Origin of the sequence: Opacimonas viscosa, assembly GCF_024199005.1 — a bacterium.
GTDB classification, from domain to species: domain Bacteria; phylum Pseudomonadota; class Gammaproteobacteria; order Enterobacterales; family Alteromonadaceae; genus Opacimonas; species Opacimonas viscosa.
On the sequence record NZ_JANATA010000009.1, the window covers coordinates 24,832 to 40,436 of the forward strand.

The 15,605-nt window shown below is 40.6% G+C and carries 15 protein-coding genes; 10 read left to right on the plus strand and 5 right to left on the minus strand.

Annotated features, from left to right (window positions below; all coding sequences use genetic code 11):
• Window position 1 precedes the first annotated feature (1 nt).
• The gene (zwf, locus tag NLF92_RS06470) at window positions 2–1,498 is read right to left on the minus strand and encodes a glucose-6-phosphate dehydrogenase (RefSeq protein WP_254100003.1); all 1,497 of its coding nucleotides are present in this window, start codon (window positions 1,496–1,498) and stop codon (window positions 2–4) included.
• A 221-nt stretch (window positions 1,499–1,719) separates the two neighbouring features.
• On the opposite strand from zwf, the gene NLF92_RS06475 reads away from it, so the two are divergent.
• The 3 genes from NLF92_RS06475 (at window position 1,720) to NLF92_RS06485 (ending at window position 5,563) form a co-directional block, all read left to right on the plus strand.
• Window positions 1,720–2,562 (plus strand): MurR/RpiR family transcriptional regulator, encoded by an 843-nt coding sequence (locus NLF92_RS06475; protein ID WP_254100005.1) that lies wholly within the window; start codon window positions 1,720–1,722, stop codon window positions 2,560–2,562.
• 177 nt (window positions 2,563–2,739) lie between these two features.
• Window positions 2,740–4,179, plus strand: a complete 1,440-nt coding sequence (pyk, locus tag NLF92_RS06480; RefSeq protein WP_254100007.1) for a pyruvate kinase — start codon at window positions 2,740–2,742, stop codon at window positions 4,177–4,179.
• 208 nt (window positions 4,180–4,387) lie between these two features.
• Entirely contained in the window at window positions 4,388–5,563 is a 1,176-nt protein-coding gene (locus NLF92_RS06485; protein ID WP_254100009.1) for a saccharopine dehydrogenase family protein, read from the plus strand.
• A 21-nt stretch (window positions 5,564–5,584) separates the two neighbouring features.
• On the opposite strand, the gene NLF92_RS06490 is transcribed toward NLF92_RS06485, so the two are convergent.
• Window positions 5,585–6,136, minus strand: a complete 552-nt coding sequence (locus NLF92_RS06490) for an NAD(P)H nitroreductase (RefSeq protein WP_254100011.1) — start codon at window positions 6,134–6,136, stop codon at window positions 5,585–5,587.
• Between the two features lie 205 nt (window positions 6,137–6,341).
• On the opposite strand from NLF92_RS06490, the gene sppA reads away from it, so the two are divergent.
• Together sppA and NLF92_RS06500 are read left to right on the plus strand one after the other, a co-directional pair.
• The gene (sppA, locus tag NLF92_RS06495; protein ID WP_254100013.1) at window positions 6,342–8,201 is read left to right on the plus strand and encodes a signal peptide peptidase SppA; all 1,860 of its coding nucleotides are present in this window, start codon (window positions 6,342–6,344) and stop codon (window positions 8,199–8,201) included.
• An 80-nt stretch (window positions 8,202–8,281) separates the two neighbouring features.
• Entirely contained in the window at window positions 8,282–8,800 is a 519-nt protein-coding gene (locus NLF92_RS06500) for a SprT-like domain-containing protein (protein WP_254100015.1), read from the plus strand.
• A gap of 25 nt (window positions 8,801–8,825) precedes the next feature.
• Here NLF92_RS06500 and yfbV read toward each other — a convergent pair whose 3' ends face one another.
• Complete coding sequence (gene yfbV, locus NLF92_RS06505) at window positions 8,826–9,272, minus strand: terminus macrodomain insulation protein YfbV (RefSeq protein WP_254100017.1); 447 nt, start codon at window positions 9,270–9,272, stop codon at window positions 8,826–8,828.
• Window positions 9,273–9,489: 217 nt separating this feature from the next.
• Between yfbV and trxB the strand changes: the two genes are divergently transcribed.
• The 4 genes from trxB to infA all read left to right on the plus strand — a co-directional run bounded on the left by trxB (window position 9,490) and on the right by infA (window position 12,316).
• Window positions 9,490–10,446 carry a thioredoxin-disulfide reductase gene (gene trxB, locus NLF92_RS06510; RefSeq protein WP_254100019.1) on the plus strand — a complete coding sequence of 319 codons (957 nt, stop codon included), beginning with the start codon at window positions 9,490–9,492 and terminating at the stop codon, window positions 10,444–10,446.
• A 96-nt stretch (window positions 10,447–10,542) separates the two neighbouring features.
• The gene (aat, locus tag NLF92_RS06515; protein ID WP_254100021.1) at window positions 10,543–11,304 is read left to right on the plus strand and encodes a leucyl/phenylalanyl-tRNA--protein transferase; all 762 of its coding nucleotides are present in this window, start codon (window positions 10,543–10,545) and stop codon (window positions 11,302–11,304) included.
• The gene (locus NLF92_RS06520; RefSeq protein WP_254100024.1) at window positions 11,301–12,014 is read left to right on the plus strand and encodes an arginyltransferase; all 714 of its coding nucleotides are present in this window, start codon (window positions 11,301–11,303) and stop codon (window positions 12,012–12,014) included. Before aat ends, NLF92_RS06520 begins: the two co-directional genes overlap by 4 nt.
• Window positions 12,015–12,097: 83 nt before the next feature.
• Window positions 12,098–12,316 carry a translation initiation factor IF-1 gene (gene infA / locus NLF92_RS06525; protein WP_010180309.1) on the plus strand — a complete coding sequence of 73 codons (219 nt, stop codon included), beginning with the start codon at window positions 12,098–12,100 and terminating at the stop codon, window positions 12,314–12,316.
• A gap of 89 nt (window positions 12,317–12,405) precedes the next feature.
• Here infA and clpA read toward each other — a convergent pair whose 3' ends face one another.
• Both clpA and clpS read right to left on the minus strand, forming a co-directional pair.
• Window positions 12,406–14,688, minus strand: coding sequence for an ATP-dependent Clp protease ATP-binding subunit ClpA (clpA, locus tag NLF92_RS06530; protein WP_254100026.1), 2,283 nt, complete (start codon window positions 14,686–14,688; stop codon window positions 12,406–12,408).
• Between the two features lie 39 nt (window positions 14,689–14,727).
• Window positions 14,728–15,048 (minus strand): ATP-dependent Clp protease adapter ClpS, encoded by a 321-nt coding sequence (gene clpS, locus NLF92_RS06535; RefSeq protein ID WP_254100027.1) that lies wholly within the window; start codon window positions 15,046–15,048, stop codon window positions 14,728–14,730.
• A 229-nt stretch (window positions 15,049–15,277) separates the two neighbouring features.
• Here clpS and cspD point away from each other — a divergent pair, with 229 nt between their 5' ends.
• Complete coding sequence (gene cspD, locus NLF92_RS06540; protein ID WP_254100029.1) at window positions 15,278–15,496, plus strand: cold shock domain-containing protein CspD; 219 nt, start codon at window positions 15,278–15,280, stop codon at window positions 15,494–15,496.
• Window positions 15,497–15,605: the final 109 nt, after the last annotated feature.

The following is a 15,605-nucleotide window of genomic DNA, read 5'->3' on the forward strand; positions in this document are numbered from 1 at the left end:
TTTACTTCCCTTTTGGTTTTAAGTTTTTTTGTTGGAACCAAGAGCGCCCCTCTTTGGCTAACAAGCCAATTGAATCAACGGGTCCCCAAGTGCCGGCCTGGTAAGGTTCTGGTGGTTCATTACTGGACTGCCAAGCTGCCATAATAGAATCCACCCAATTCCATGCTTGTTCTACTTCATCACGGCGAACGAATAAAGCCTGATTACCCAACATAACTTCCAATAAAAGCTTTTCGTATGCATCAGCAATACGCTCATCAGAAAATGCCTCAGAAAAACTCAAGTTGAGTTGAGATTTCTGCAAGTCCATCGAACCAGAAGTATTTAACCCTGGTACTTTATTCATTACGGTGACTTCTACACCTTCATCAGGTTGCAAACGAATCACTAATTTGTTTGGCGGAAGGTTGGCAAAACTGTCTTTGAATAAATTGTGTGGTTGACGTTTGAAGTAAATAACCACTTCAGAGGTCTTAGCAGGCATCCGCTTACCCGTTCTTAAATAGAAAGGTACGCCGGCCCAACGCCAGTTATCAATTTCAGCTTTTATTGCAACAAACGTTTCCGTTCGCGAAGCTTGGTTCGCATCTGGTTCTTCTAAATAACCAGGGACTTCTTGACCAGCAACAAATCCACCAATATATTGGCCGCGAACGGTATTGGTTGAAAAATTACTCTGATCAATTGGACGTAATGCTTTTAACACTTTGAGTTTTTCGTCTCGGATATCATCTGCATCTAACGTGGCTGGCGGTTCCATAGCAATCAAACTGAGTACTTGTAATAAGTGGTTTTGCACCATATCTCGCATCTGACCGGCATCATCAAAATATCCCCAGCGGCCTTCGATACCGACCGACTCGGCCACACTAATTTGCACATGGTCAATACTATTATGATCCCAATTCGTGGCAAAAATAGAATTCGCAAAACGCAACGCAATCAAATTCAATACGGTTTCTTTACCTAAATAATGATCAATCCGGTAAATTTGCTTTTCATTGAAATATTCTGCCACTTGTTCATTGATGATTTTAGAAGAAGCTAAATCATGGCCGATTGGTTTTTCCAACACGACTCGAACGGTATCGTCAATAATATCAGCTGCCTTTAGGCCTCGGCAGATATCGCCAAAAATGGAAGGAGGTGTCGCAAAATAACAGACCATAACGCGGTCTGGGTCGACATGAGATGTAAACGCTTGGTAACTGTCTGGGTTAACCATGTCGACTTTTACGTATTCTAATTTATTTTCCAAGCGAGTCCAGGTGTCAGGACACAAGGTTTCACCCGTAAATTTCTCAATGTTATCTTTAACTTGTTTGATGTATTCATCTTTCGACAGTTCTGTTCTTGCCACACCAATAATCTGAGAACCTTCATGAATAAGGTTGGCTTTTTCTAGTTGGTATAAAGAAGGAAGAAGTTTACGACGAGCTAAATCGCCTAACGTACCAAATAGAACAAAATCGCAGGGCTCAAAATTTGTATTCAACACAGTGGATTGCCTTATAGCTATAGCTTAATCAACGTTAATTAAGCATTTCATTAACATAGTCTACTCAAGTTTGTAGTAAAATTACAACTTTAACCACAAATATTTCCAATTTTATGTGAAAAAATTGCATTTTTGAAAGTTAAAACTGAAAGTCCTTACAAAATTTGTTCGTAGAAATCACTTTTAATGATAGTATACGCGGAAGTTATCTAGGATTTATAATGAATATTTTAGAAAAAATTACTCAAGCAAAAGATACTTTTAGTAAATCAGAAAAAAAGGTGGCAGAGGTTATTCTGGCTAACCCTCAAACAGCGATTCATTCGAGTATAGCCACTCTAGCGAATATGTCAGACGTCAGTGAACCAACGGTCAATCGTTTTTGTCGTCGCTTAAACACCAAAGGTTTTCCTGATTTCAAACTCCACCTTGCGCAGAGTTTAGCCAATGGTACGCCTTATGTTAATCGACATGTGGACGAAAATGACGGTCCTGAAGAGTATACCAATAAAATCTTCGAATCAACGATGGCGGCACTCGATATCGCTAGACAGTCGGTTGACATTAACACGGTAAACCGTGTTGTTGATTTGCTTACCCAAGCAAAGCATATCTCTTTCTTTGGTCTCGGTGCTTCCGCTTCTGTGGCACATGATGCGCTAAATAAATTCTTTCGCTTCAATGTACCTGTGATGTATTTTGAAGACATCGTTATGCAACGGATGTCAACAATGAATTCCCAAGTGGGTGATGTCATTGTCTTAATTTCACACACTGGTCGCACAAAGTCATTAGTTGAAATAGCTCAGATTGCTAGAGCTAACGATGCTACAGTAGTTGGTATTACAGCTAAAAATAGTCCACTGGGTAAAGAGTGTAATTATGTCCTTTCTTTAGATGTTCCGGAAGATACCGATATGTATATGCCTATGGCATCTCGGATTGCACAGCTAACCTTGATTGACATTTTGGCCACGGGTTTTACATTGCGACGCGGTAACAAATTTAGAGATAACCTGAAGCGAGTCAAAGAATCCTTAAAAGATTCTCGTTTTTCATTGTAGATTATTTGCCAAAAAGCAAAATGAAATATAATTACGTAAAAAAACAACATTTAATCAATAATAATCATAAAAATGTAATATAATTACAATACTATGTTTATGTACTAAACTTAATCTTGTAGTAAACCAACAGCACCTTGTAACATTAATTATCACAGCACTAATAAAGGAAGATGAATGATTTTATCTAGACGTACCAAAATACTTGCCACATTAGGCCCCGCTACAGACTCTGCCGATATGCTAGAAAAACTTATCGCAGCAGGCGCTAATGTCGTACGCATGAATTTTTCTCACGGTACCGCTGAAGATCATATTCAACGAGCAGAGCGCGTGCGTGCAGCTGCCAAAAAACTAAATAAGCACGTTGGTATCTTAGGTGATTTACAAGGTCCTAAAATCCGTGTCGCTAAATTTGCAACAGGCCCTATCATGCTAGCTTTAGGAGATAAATTCACATTAGATGCTGAACTCGATAAAGAAGCAGGCTCACAAACATCTGTGGGTATAGACTATAAAGAGTTACCTGATGATGTAAATCCTGGTGATGTTCTGTTATTAGATGATGGCCGTGTCCAGTTAATTGTCGATAGCATCGAAGGGCGTAAAATCCACACGACGGTCAGTGTTGCTGGTAAGTTATCAAACAATAAAGGGATCAACCGCCAAGGTGGTGGATTATCTGCGGCGGCTTTAACAGACAAAGACAAACAAGATATAAAAACAGCGGCCAAAATTGGTGTTGATTACCTTGCTGTATCTTTTCCTCGCTCTGGTGCTGATTTGGATTATGCACGAGAATTAGCCGAGGCTGCTGGCTGTTTCGCTAAGATTTGCGCCAAAGTAGAACGTGCAGAAACCGTTGCAACCGATGCCGCAATTGACGATATTATTCTCGCTTCAGATGCCGTTATGGTTGCCCGGGGTGACTTAGGTGTAGAAATTGGTGATGCCGAATTAGTTGGTGTACAGAAAAAGTTAATATCTCGTTCACGTCAACTTAATAAAGTGGTCATCACTGCTACACAAATGATGGAATCTATGATCGAAGCACCTTTACCAACTCGTGCAGAAGTCATGGATGTAGCAAATGCAGTACTTGATGGTACAGATGCAGTTATGCTATCAGCAGAAACGGCAGCAGGTAACTTCCCAATTGAAACAGTGGAAGCGATGGCACGAGTGTGTGAAGGCGCGGAATCACACCCCAGTGTGGCAGTATCGAAGCACCGTATGGAAGAGACCTTTGCCAGTATTTCTGAAACAACGGCAATGGCAGCTGTTTATGCCGCAAATCACTTCCCTAATATTAAAGCCATTGTCGGTCTAACTGAATCAGGTAGCTCGGTAAAATTAATGTCTAGAATGACGACAACCTTACCAATCATTGCTTTATCTCGTCACGAAGATTCATTGAATGCGATGGCATTGTACCGTGGTGTTCAGTCTATGTATTTTGACTCTACTGTGTCACAACCAGGTCAAATCACTGCTGATGCGATCAGTGCATTAAAAGCAGCAGGTATGCTTGAAACAGGCGATCAGATCATTCTTACTTATGGTGATGCGATGGAAACTGTCGGCGCATCAAATACAATGAAGATTGTCACTGCGTAAAAATTAGCCACATATTCTATTCCAGCCGAGTTAAGCCATTGGGTTCATCTCGGCTTTTTTTTGCCCTTAAGGCAACGTCGACAGCATAAAAATGTTATCACTGACACTTGTTACACTTGTGCACATTCCCTAAAAAAAATATATTTGTTCCAATCCTGTTTGTTAACGTATTATTAACATAAAACAATTATTATAAAAAAGGAATAAGATGGAATTAACACAATTTGATGTCGTTATTTATGGTGCTACGGGTTATACCGGCCAATTAGTTGCGCAGTATATGCACGAACAATATGGTGCTAATGAAGAAATTTCGTGGGCGATTGCCGGACGTAATGCAACAAAATTGGAAGCAGTTAAAGCTGAGCTTGGTCTGGCTGATAGTATTCCTATTATTGTGGCTGATAGTGATGATAAACAGGCTTTGGAAGAAATGGTGGCTCGCACTAAAGTCGTTTTGACCACAGTGGGACCTTACCAACTCTATGGCAATACTCTCATAGAGACTTGTGTAGCACTTGGTAAAGATTACGTTGATTTATGTGGTGAACCCGCATGGATGAGACAACAAATCGATGCTTATCATGAACAAGCTCATATAACGGGCGCGCGTATTGTGTTCTCCTGTGGCTTTGATTCCATTCCATTTGATCTTGGGGTTTTCTTTATCCAAGAGCATGCTCAACAGTTTTCCGGCAAAGCCTTCCCTCGTGTAAAATGTAGAGTTAGAGCAATGAATGGTAAATTTTCTGGCGGCACAGCTGCGAGTTTACAAGCCACGATGCAAGCGGCTATGCAGGACAAAACCATTTTGAGCTACTTGCGTGACCCATTTTCATTGGCGGGTGATTTTATCGGACCAGAGCAACCACCAGCAGATAAACCGTACTTAGACGAAGCGTTAAATAGCTGGGCGGCACCCTTTATCATGGCAACGATAAATACCAAAAATATTCATCGTTCAAATGCCCTACTCGACCATCTTTATGGCAAAAATTTCATTTATGATGAAATGATCCTAACAGGGCCTGGCGATAAAGGTGAAGCACTGGCGAACTTTGTTGCCAATGACAAATCGCTAGCGGGTGATACTGCACCAAAACCTGGTGAAGGTCCCACGCAAGAAGAACGTGAAAATGGTTCTTATGACATTATGTTTATTGCAGAAAATGGGGACAAACAATATATTGCTAGTGTGAGTGGCGAACTTGATCCTGGTTATGGTTCAACGTCGAGAATGATTGCTGAAAGTGCTCTGTGTTTAGCTAAAGATGACCTCGCTACCTTAGGGGGTGTGTATACCCCTGCTCCAGCGATGGGGTTAGCTTTGATAGAGAGACTGACCCACAATGCTGGTTTGCGTTTTACCATAGAAAAAGGTTAGGCGTATTCATTCTCAGGCTACTTAGGACCAAGTCGTAAAATACTTTGCACTGTCAATTTTAGGTTTGGGCATGGCTTTTAAGCAACTTGTTCCTAAGTACAAGAATCCTACTATTTCATCTTGTTCTGCTAAGCCAAAAGCAGATTTTACATATGCAGATTGTGCATAACTACCGGTACGCCAAATACCTTGAAACCCTTGGGCAACTGCAGCCATTTGCATTGCTTGTACCGCACATGCCGTTGACTGTGTTTGCTCAAATTGCGGGACTTTAGGATGCTCTGTGTATCGAGTTATGGCGACAATGACCATAGGAGCACGATGTGGTAATTGTAGCGCACGGTCAATTGACTCTTGCTCTTTGCCTTCCGCAATAGCTGAATCTTGGAGTATTTGACCCAAACGCTGGAGACCTTCCCCGGTGCACACCACAAATTCCCAAGGTTTCAAACTTGCATGATCTGGCGCTCTAAGTGCCGCTTGCTTAATATTTTCTAAAACGTCTCCCGCAGGAGCCGGTGCTTGCAGCTTTGGCTGTGAACTACGCGTCAACAGTAAATCTAATGCGTTCATAAATCCTCAATATAACCATTTCAGAACAGATAATATATTATTACTGGTTTTACATCATTTTAGATACATTTTTCTGACTGATAAACTCATATTAAAGTAAAAAAATACACCTCTGAACGTTACAAAAAATTACAAATTGTGACTGGCACTTGTATTCATTTACTTTAGGATAAGAACTGAATTATTTTATAGGTAGTACAAAAGTATGGCAGCAAACCAATCTCTCACTGCACGTATATTCTCTGGTATTTGGAATGTTCTAAATATCGCAAGAAAAGTGTTTTTCAATTTTATCTTCTTGGTAATAGCTGGTTTTATTATCATTGGGATCGCTTCATCTGGAAAAGATGAGATTAAAGTACCCAAAGGTGGTGCGTTAGTGATGAAGCTAAACGGTGATATTGTTATTCAAAAACAATCCGTTGATCCGTTTGATGAATTTGCTGCTGAAGCATTTGGTGGTAATAATGGACCGTCAGAAATTTTAGTACGAGATATCCTAAAAGTGTTATCGAATGCTAAACAAGACCGTCGTATTGAAGCTTTGGTGTTAGATCTTAGTGGTTTACGTTCAGCTGGGTTAGATAAACTTAGAACCGTTGCAAATGCCTTAGAAGATTTCAAAACATCAGAAAAGCCCATCATTGCGATTGGTGATTACTTTACCCAAAACCAATACTACCTCGCGGCTCACGCGGATAAAATTTACTTGAATCCAGAAGGTGCTGTATTATTTGATGGTTTTGCTCGTAATCGTATGTATTACAAAGATGCTTTAGAAAAATTAAAAGTAAAAACACATATCTTCAAAGTGGGGACTTACAAGTCTGCAATAGAACCCTATATTAGAAATGATATGTCAGATGCTGCACGTGAAGCCAATACCGCTTGGTTAGGTGCATATTGGGATCAATTCAAAAATGATGTAGCAGCAGCTCGTGGTATTGAAGTCAGTAACTTTGACGAGTCAGCAGAAGACTTTATGGCGAAGTTTACAGCGGCTAACGGTGACTTTGCCGAGTATGCTCTAGCCAATGGCTGGGTCGATGAATTAAAAACTAGAGAAGCATGGCGCCAAGAGATGTTTGATCTAGTTGGTAAAAACGAAAGTGGTAAAAGCTATAAAGGGATTAGCTTTAACAATTACTTAAAAATAGTGAACCCTCCTATTCCACAAAAAACGACTGGCCCTGCTGTCGGTATCGTTGTCGCCAAAGGTACAATATTAGATGGGAATAAGCCCAATGGTACGATTGGTGGCGATTCGACTGCACGCTTGTTACGCAAAGCACGTTTGGATGATGATATCAAAGCTGTTGTCTTGCATGTTGATTCTCCCGGTGGTAGTGCTTTTGCTTCAGAGATTATCCGTCAAGAAGTAGAAGAGTTGCAAAAAGCCGGTAAACCAGTAGTTGCAGCCATGAGTACCTATGCGGCATCTGGTGGTTACTGGATATCAGCATCAGCAGACCACATCATTGCATCACCTAGTACTATTACTGGATCTATTGGTATCTTTGGCATGTTGATGACTTATGAAGAATCGTTAGCCTATTTAGGGGTATACACCGATGGTGTCCAAACTACTGACCTAGCATTTTCATCACCCGCAAAAACACTACCTGATGGTATTAGTCAAATTATTCAACGCAGTATTGAACATGGTTATGAGAAGTTCATTACGTTGGTAGCTGAAAATAGAGATATGACTTTAGAGCAAGTTGATGCTATTGCTCAAGGTCGCGTATGGATTGGTGAAACAGCCCTTGAGCTAGGTTTAGTTGATCAGCTAGGTGAATTGGGTGATGCTGTTAACGTTGCTGCAGAATTGGCTGAATTGGAAACATTTTCGACAACCTATATCGAACGTTCACTGTCACCCAAAGAGCAATTTATCAAAGAATTATTGCAAAACGCAGCTGTACATTTAGTGCAAACACAAGTCATTGACTCGAATAGTCCTCTGCTTGGTTTATTGAAAACAGTGCTAAGCGATGTGCAACAAATTACTCAATTAAACGACCCTAAAGCAACCTATGCAATGTGCCTAGAGTGTAAAATCTAACTGAGAACTATCTCGCAGCAATAGACAGGGTTAAGATTTGTCATAAACCCTGTCTATAACGCGACTATCCGCTTATCCTTATGCCTAATAACACACTCATAGTTCCCAACGAATTTGCGCAACAAACCCAAGATTTTATGCAGCAATTTTTTGCGCTTGCCGCAGAGTTTTATCAGACCTCGTTTGTCCAACCTGACGTTGTGTTCTATCATCGTGGAACTGCTGCAGGCAAAGCCGATTATCGAGCACATACGCTAGCCTTGAATTACCCTTTACTTCACCGAGAAGGTGTTGCGGCACTGTATACAACAGTCGGTCATGAGGTTGCACATTTTATCGTGCACGCACAGTATGGCAGAACGGCACGTGCTCACGGCAAAGAGTGGCGCCATATTATGCAAAACGTATTAGGCTTGCCTGCAGAGCGAACCCATCAATTTGCCGTAGCTGATTTGCGGAGTAGAAAATTAAAAACATATCAATATCGCTGCCAGTGCACCCAGCATACACTCACCAGTATTCGACATAACAGAGTGCAGTCAGGAAAACAGGCATATCATTGTAAGCAGTGTCGAGAAAAGCTCATTTATGACGCTTGATCGCTGCGGCTAAACAAACGTCAGATTAAAACCAACGCTGGGTAAATGCTTTATCCATGTTCTCAAATGCTTTTTTTAACAGAATCGCTAATTCCATATATCGGGGGGCGTGTTGTGTATTCGCAACAGGACAGCCTGCTTCACGCATTTTCATGGCAATTTCTTGATACCAGGACTGTAGTGAGGGTGGTAACGTTTGGTTCGCTCGATGTCCTAACCAGAGATGCCCTTGTAAAGGGAGACTAATAAAAATCCCCCCCATGGCTAACGCCTGTGGTAAAAACTCCCAACCTAAAGTATTCACAAGTAAAATCACGCAGAAGATACCGAGACCAGGCATGACTTTTACCGCAAATTTCGTCGCCGAAATGACACGACACTCAGGGAAAAGTGCGTAAAGCTGACGTTGTAAAGGCCAAGTTTTGATGTATTTTTGACCATCTTTGACCATAGTGGCAATAGATACTGACATCAGAACTCCTTCATTTAGGGTTTACAGACCATAACTATACTAAAATTTTCATATTTAGGTAATATACGCGCAAATCATAATAACGATTATGTGTTAATAAAATTATATACTATTACCTTGATAATTTATAATTTACACCAACATTACTTGTAACAACCTATAGGTTTTGATTACCTATTCACTTTATCGGTTAAAACCACCTTTTTTGGAGTTTTTGATGTCAGAAAATAGACACGTTAAGTTACTTATTTTAGGTTCAGGGCCAGCTGGCTATTCTGCTGCGGTATATGCAGCACGAGCAAACCTTAATCCTGTACTACTAACAGGTATTCAACAAGGTGGTCAGTTGACTACGACAACTGAAGTTGAAAACTGGCCAGGCGATCCTGATGACCTTACCGGTCCAGACTTAATGGTGAGAATGCAAAAACACGCTGAAAAATTTGATACTGAGATCATTTTTGACCATATTAATACAACCGATTTTTCCAAGCGCCCGTTTACTTTAAAGGGTGATAACGGTACTTATACCTGCGATGCATTAATCATTTGTACTGGTGCTTCAGCTATGTATCTTGGTTTAGAATCAGAAACAGCGTTCCAAGGTAAAGGCGTATCTGCATGCGCAACTTGTGATGGTTTTTTCTATCGCAATCAAAAAGTCGCTGTGGTCGGTGGTGGTAACACGGCTGTCGAGGAAGCGCTTTACCTATCAAACATAGCCTCTGAGGTTCACGTTATTCACCGTCGTGACACGTTCCGCTCTGAGAAGATTTTATCTGACCGTCTCATGGAAAAAGCGAAAAACGGTAATGTCGTTTTACATCTTGATCGTACGCTTGATGAAGTACTCGGTGATGATATGGGTGTGACAGGTATTCGCATCAAAGATACGAAGTCTGATGCCACTGAAGAAATTGATATCATGGGTCTATTCATTGCTATTGGGCACAAGCCAAACACTGAGATCTTCGAAGGTCAGTTGGCCATGAAAGATGGTTATATCAAAGTAAATTCAGGTACCGAAGGTAACGCCACTCAAACCAGCGTACCAGGTATCTTTGCCGCTGGAGATGTTTCTGACCATATCTATCGTCAGGCAATTACTTCGGCTGGTACAGGATGCATGGCAGCCTTGGATGCTGAAAAATTCCTAGATGCCTTAGAAGACTAAAGATAAATAATAAAGCGGATAACATATCCGCTTTTTTTTACTCGTTTTCATCTACAATAACGCTTAGACCATTACCCAACTCGTTGAACAATCCGCATGCCGATCTATCTTCCAGAATTATCGTTTTCTAATTATGATTTTCCTGATGTTGCCTCAGCGAAAACAGAACCCGATGGCCTGTTAGCATTTGGTGGAGATTTGGCTACAGAACGTCTTTGCGCAGCTTACGACAATGGCATATTCCCTTGGTTCAGTGAAGGGGAACCTTATCTATGGTGGTCTCCTAAAGCACGATGTATTATTGAGCTTGAGGATTTTCACTTAGGGAAAACATTTCGGAAATGGTTTAAGAAACAAACCTACACTATGACTGTCAACCATGCTTTTGACAGAGTGATTGAAGCTTGTGCTTTCATTCCTAGAGCCAATATAAAACACACAGACGGTACAGAATCTGAAAATGGTGTATGGATAACCCAAGAGATGATATCTGCTTACAAAAAGCTACACAGTGTAGGAAGGGCTCATTCGATAGAAGTGTGGGATAAAGAAATATTGGTAGCAGGCCTATATGGTGTGTCTGCACATGGCATATTTTGTGGTGAATCTATGTTTCACACGCAACCAAATACCTCAAAACTTGCTTTTGCCGGTTTGGTAAAGTTTTGTCGACAGCTGAACTTAGCTTTTATCGACGGGCAAATAGCCAACCCTTACCTAACCAGTCTTGGTGCGATTACGATACCCAGGGAGACATTTATTCATCGCTTGCAACACAGTAAAGCCCACTGTGCAGATATTCTTCAATGGCAACCTCAAACTCTTTGTATAGATCTCGAGGATATTTGTACTATATGAAGTTTGGCATAACCCAACCCTTCCCTTGTAACTATTTACCGGATAGAGATGAACAGTTATTAGTCCATATCCCAGTAGCGGAATTACCTGAGAGTAAAGCTTATGATAAATTGATTCATTCAGGTTTTAGACGCAGTGGTGAACAGATTTACCGTCCACACTGTGCCCAATGTAATGCGTGCCAGTCCATCCGTGTTTTGACATATGAATTCACCCCATCAAAAAGTCAAAAACGGATCTTACGCAAAAACCGAGATATAAAAATCATCGTCAATGACGTTAACGTCTCGTCACTTTTACAAGAGCAAGACGATTATTTCGCGTTATATGCACGTTATATTACCCAACGACATCAAGACGGTAGTATGTATCCACCTAACAAGCCTAACTTCGTACAATTTTTAAGTTGTGCATGGCAAAGCCCAATGTTACTAGAGGCATGGTTAGACGATACCCTTATAGCCGTTGCCGTAACAGATCGAACTGTGATGGGCTTATCTGCTTTTTATACTTATTTTGCTCCTGAACATGATGAGCGCTCTTTAGGCGTCTTTATGGTCCTACAGCAAATTCAATTATGTCAAAGTTTACAAAAGCCATATTTGTTTTTAGGGTATCAGATAGATGCATGCCAAAAAATGAACTATAAAACTAAATACCGTCCTTATGAGCGTTTTAACGGAGAGTATTGGGTACCTAATCCACAGTAAAAGAAAGTATTCCTTTACATTAGAGCGCGTTTTCTGTATTGTCTGCGCGGTTAATTTAGCATCATTTAAGGTTATTTACATACATGGCAAAAGAAGATTGTATCGAAATGGAAGGCACAGTGTTAGACACGTTGCCAAACACTATGTTCCGCGTTGAACTAGAAAACGGACACGTTGTTACTGCGCACATCTCAGGTAAAATGCGTAAAAACTATATCCGTATCTTAACTGGTGATAAAGTGACTGTTGAGATCACGCCATACGATCTTAGTAAAGGCCGCATTATTTATCGCGCTCGCTAATCAGAATTCAATGGGGATACGTTGTAAACGTTAAACCCTAACCAACAAAAAAGGCACTCAATTGAGTGCCTTTCTTTTTTTGGAAAGTCTTATGATTTACCAGCTGTCGCTACTTCAGGCTCTTGTACAGATTTGGTATAGTCAAACTTTAAGGTATCTTTATCTAAGTCAATTTTAACTGCACCACCTTCGGCTAAATCACCAAATAGTAATTCATTTGCGAGCTCTTTTTTGACTTTTTCTTGAATTAAACGTCCCATTGGACGTGCTCCCATTGATTTGTCATATCCCTGCTCTGCTAACCAAGCTCGAGCTTTTTCAGTGACTTCAATACTGACACCTTTGGCGTCTAATTGAGCTTGTAATTCAATTAAGAATTTATCAACGACTTGTAAAATGACTTCTTCATCCAAGTGATTGAACCAAATAATACCATCTAGACGGTTTCTAAATTCAGGTGTGAATGTTTTGTTTATCGCACCTAATGCATCATGGCTATGGTCTTGTTGTTTAAAGCCTATAGATTTGCGCACGGTTTCTTGCACACCCGCATTTGTTGTCATAACTAGCACAACATTTCTGAAATCGACTTTACGGCCGTTGTTATCGGTTAGCGTACCATGGTCCATTACTTGTAACAGGATGTTATAAATATCGCTGTGTGCCTTTTCGATCTCATCGAGTAAAACAACCGAATAAGGATTTTTTATAACAGCATCCGTCAATAAACCACCCTGGTCATAACCAACATATCCTGGAGGCGCACCGATTAAACGAGAAACCGCATGACGCTCCATGTATTCGGACATATCAAAACGGACTAACTCAACACCCATGATTTTTGCTAATTGAGCTGTCACTTCTGTTTTACCCACACCGGTTGGGCCGGCAAATAAGAAGTTACCAATGGGTTTTTGTTCATTCCCCAAGCCTGAGCGAGACAAGTGAATAGCATCTGTCAATGTCGTAATCGCTTGATCCTGACCAAACACCACCATTTTCAGATTGCGCCCTAAGTTTTTCAGAACTTCCATATCAGACGCTGAGACTGATTTTTCTGGAATTCGTGCAATCTTAGCAATAATTTTTTCTATTTCAGTTTCAGTAATTTCTGACTGACGCTCATCTTCAGGTAACAAACGTTGGCTTGCTCCTGCTTCATCCATCACATCTATCGCTTTATCAGGTAACTGTCGATCATTGATATACTTGGCGGCAAGTTCGGCGGTTGCTTGAATGGCTTTTGGTGTATATGTGACACTATGGTGCTCTTCGTAGCGAGACTTCAAGCCCATCAGGATTTTAGCGGTATCAGAGACGCTCGGCTCAACCACATCTACTTTTTGGAAACGACGAGCTAATGCTCGGTCTTTCTCAAAGATACCTTGATATTCTTGATAAGTGGTAGAGCCTACACAGCGCAACTCACCACTACTTAGTTTTGGTTTCAGTAAATTTGAAGCATCCATTACTCCACCAGATGCAGCACCCGCACCGATAATGGTATGAATTTCGTCAATAAATAAGATTGCATCAGGATCTTTAGTTAATTCTTTCAAAATACCTTTAAGGCGTTTTTCAAAATCACCACGGTACTTAGTACCCGCTAACAGACCTCCCAAATCTAGAGAGTAAACGGTAGCAGTAGCGATCACATCTGGCACTTCATCATTAACGATACGATAAGCAAGACCCTCTGCGATTGCTGTTTTACCCACGCCAGCTTCACCGACTAAAAGAGGATTATTTTTACGACGACGACATAAAATTTGAATCGTTCGTTCGACTTCATGCTCACGGCCGATCAGCGGGTCAATTTTACCTTCTTTAGCAGTGACATTGAGGTTAGTCGTATATTTAGACAGCATAGAAGAGTTTTCGTCGCCTTCCCCACCCTCTGATGAATGTTCTGTAGCTGGGGCAGCCTCCTCATCAGATTTACTCACACCGTGAGAAATAAAGTTCACCACATCTAAGCGTGTGACATCTGATTTTTTCAAAATGTAGACTGCTTGAGATTCTTGTTCACTAAAAATAGCCACTAATACATTTGCGCCAGTGACTTCACCTTTACCAGAAGATTGCACGTGGAAGACGGCACGCTGAAGCACACGTTGGAAACCGAGAGTGGGCTGTGTTTCACGTTCGTTTTCGGGGTCATCCATCATTAATGGCGTAGTATCTTTGACAAACTCTGTGAGTTCTTGTCGAATGTTTTCTACGTTTGCGTTACACGCCTTGAGCGCTTCCAAAGCGGCTGTATTATCGAGTAATGCTAATAACAAATGTTCAACCGTCATAAACTCATGCTTATGCTGGCGGGCAAAGATAAAAGCCTCATTTAACGTTTGTTCTAACTCTTTATTTAACATATGGGAATTGCCTCTTATGGTCGTGCTTAATTAGTTATCTTATGCTTGTTCCATCGTACATAGCAAAGGATGCTGGTGTTTTCGAGCGTACTCGCTTACTTGCATGACTTTTGTTTCAGCAATTTCTGAAGTATAAATGCCACACACCGCTTTCCCCTGATAATGCACAGTCAGCATAATCTGATTAGCTTTCTCAGAATCCATATTGAAAAACTTTGCCAGCACAGTCACTACAAAGTCCATCGGCGTGTAGTCATCATTGTTTAGCATTACTTTGTACATTTTAGGTGGTTGCGTCTTCTGACGTTCATCATCTAAAACGTTATCGTTTTCTATATAAGTGTTTTTTTGACTGCTCATAACTTAACTATAGAACCTTAATTTTTAATTTCATTATTTTGCGTAAAAAAATCGAATTTTATGTGTGTTGACTTGACAGAACTCAACATCACTTACTACATTTTAAGTAGCGGGTTTATAAAGTATCACTTCACTCATATAAACCTCGTTATACCCTATCCTATATCATTGTTACACAATAATATAGTGTGGGTTTATTTGATTAGATCAAGGCTAAAGGAAAACAACTATGGCAGCTGGTAAAGTAAAGTGGTTCAATAATGCAAAAGGGTTTGGCTTTATCGTTCCTGAAGAAGGTGGTGAAGATATCTTCGCACATTATTCAACAATTAAAATGGAAGGTTATCGCTCTCTTAAAGCAGGTCAAGATGTAACATATGAAGTGACTAATGGCCCTAAAGGTTTACATGCGGAGAATATTGCATTTAGCATAGACGACGAACGTTAACCAATATTGATAAAATGCTACATGCTCTTTAGCTCGTTTTTTAAGTTTAAAGGGCTGTAGACATATGACTAATGCAAGAAGAATTATTTAAGTCGTGTTAGCTAATTCG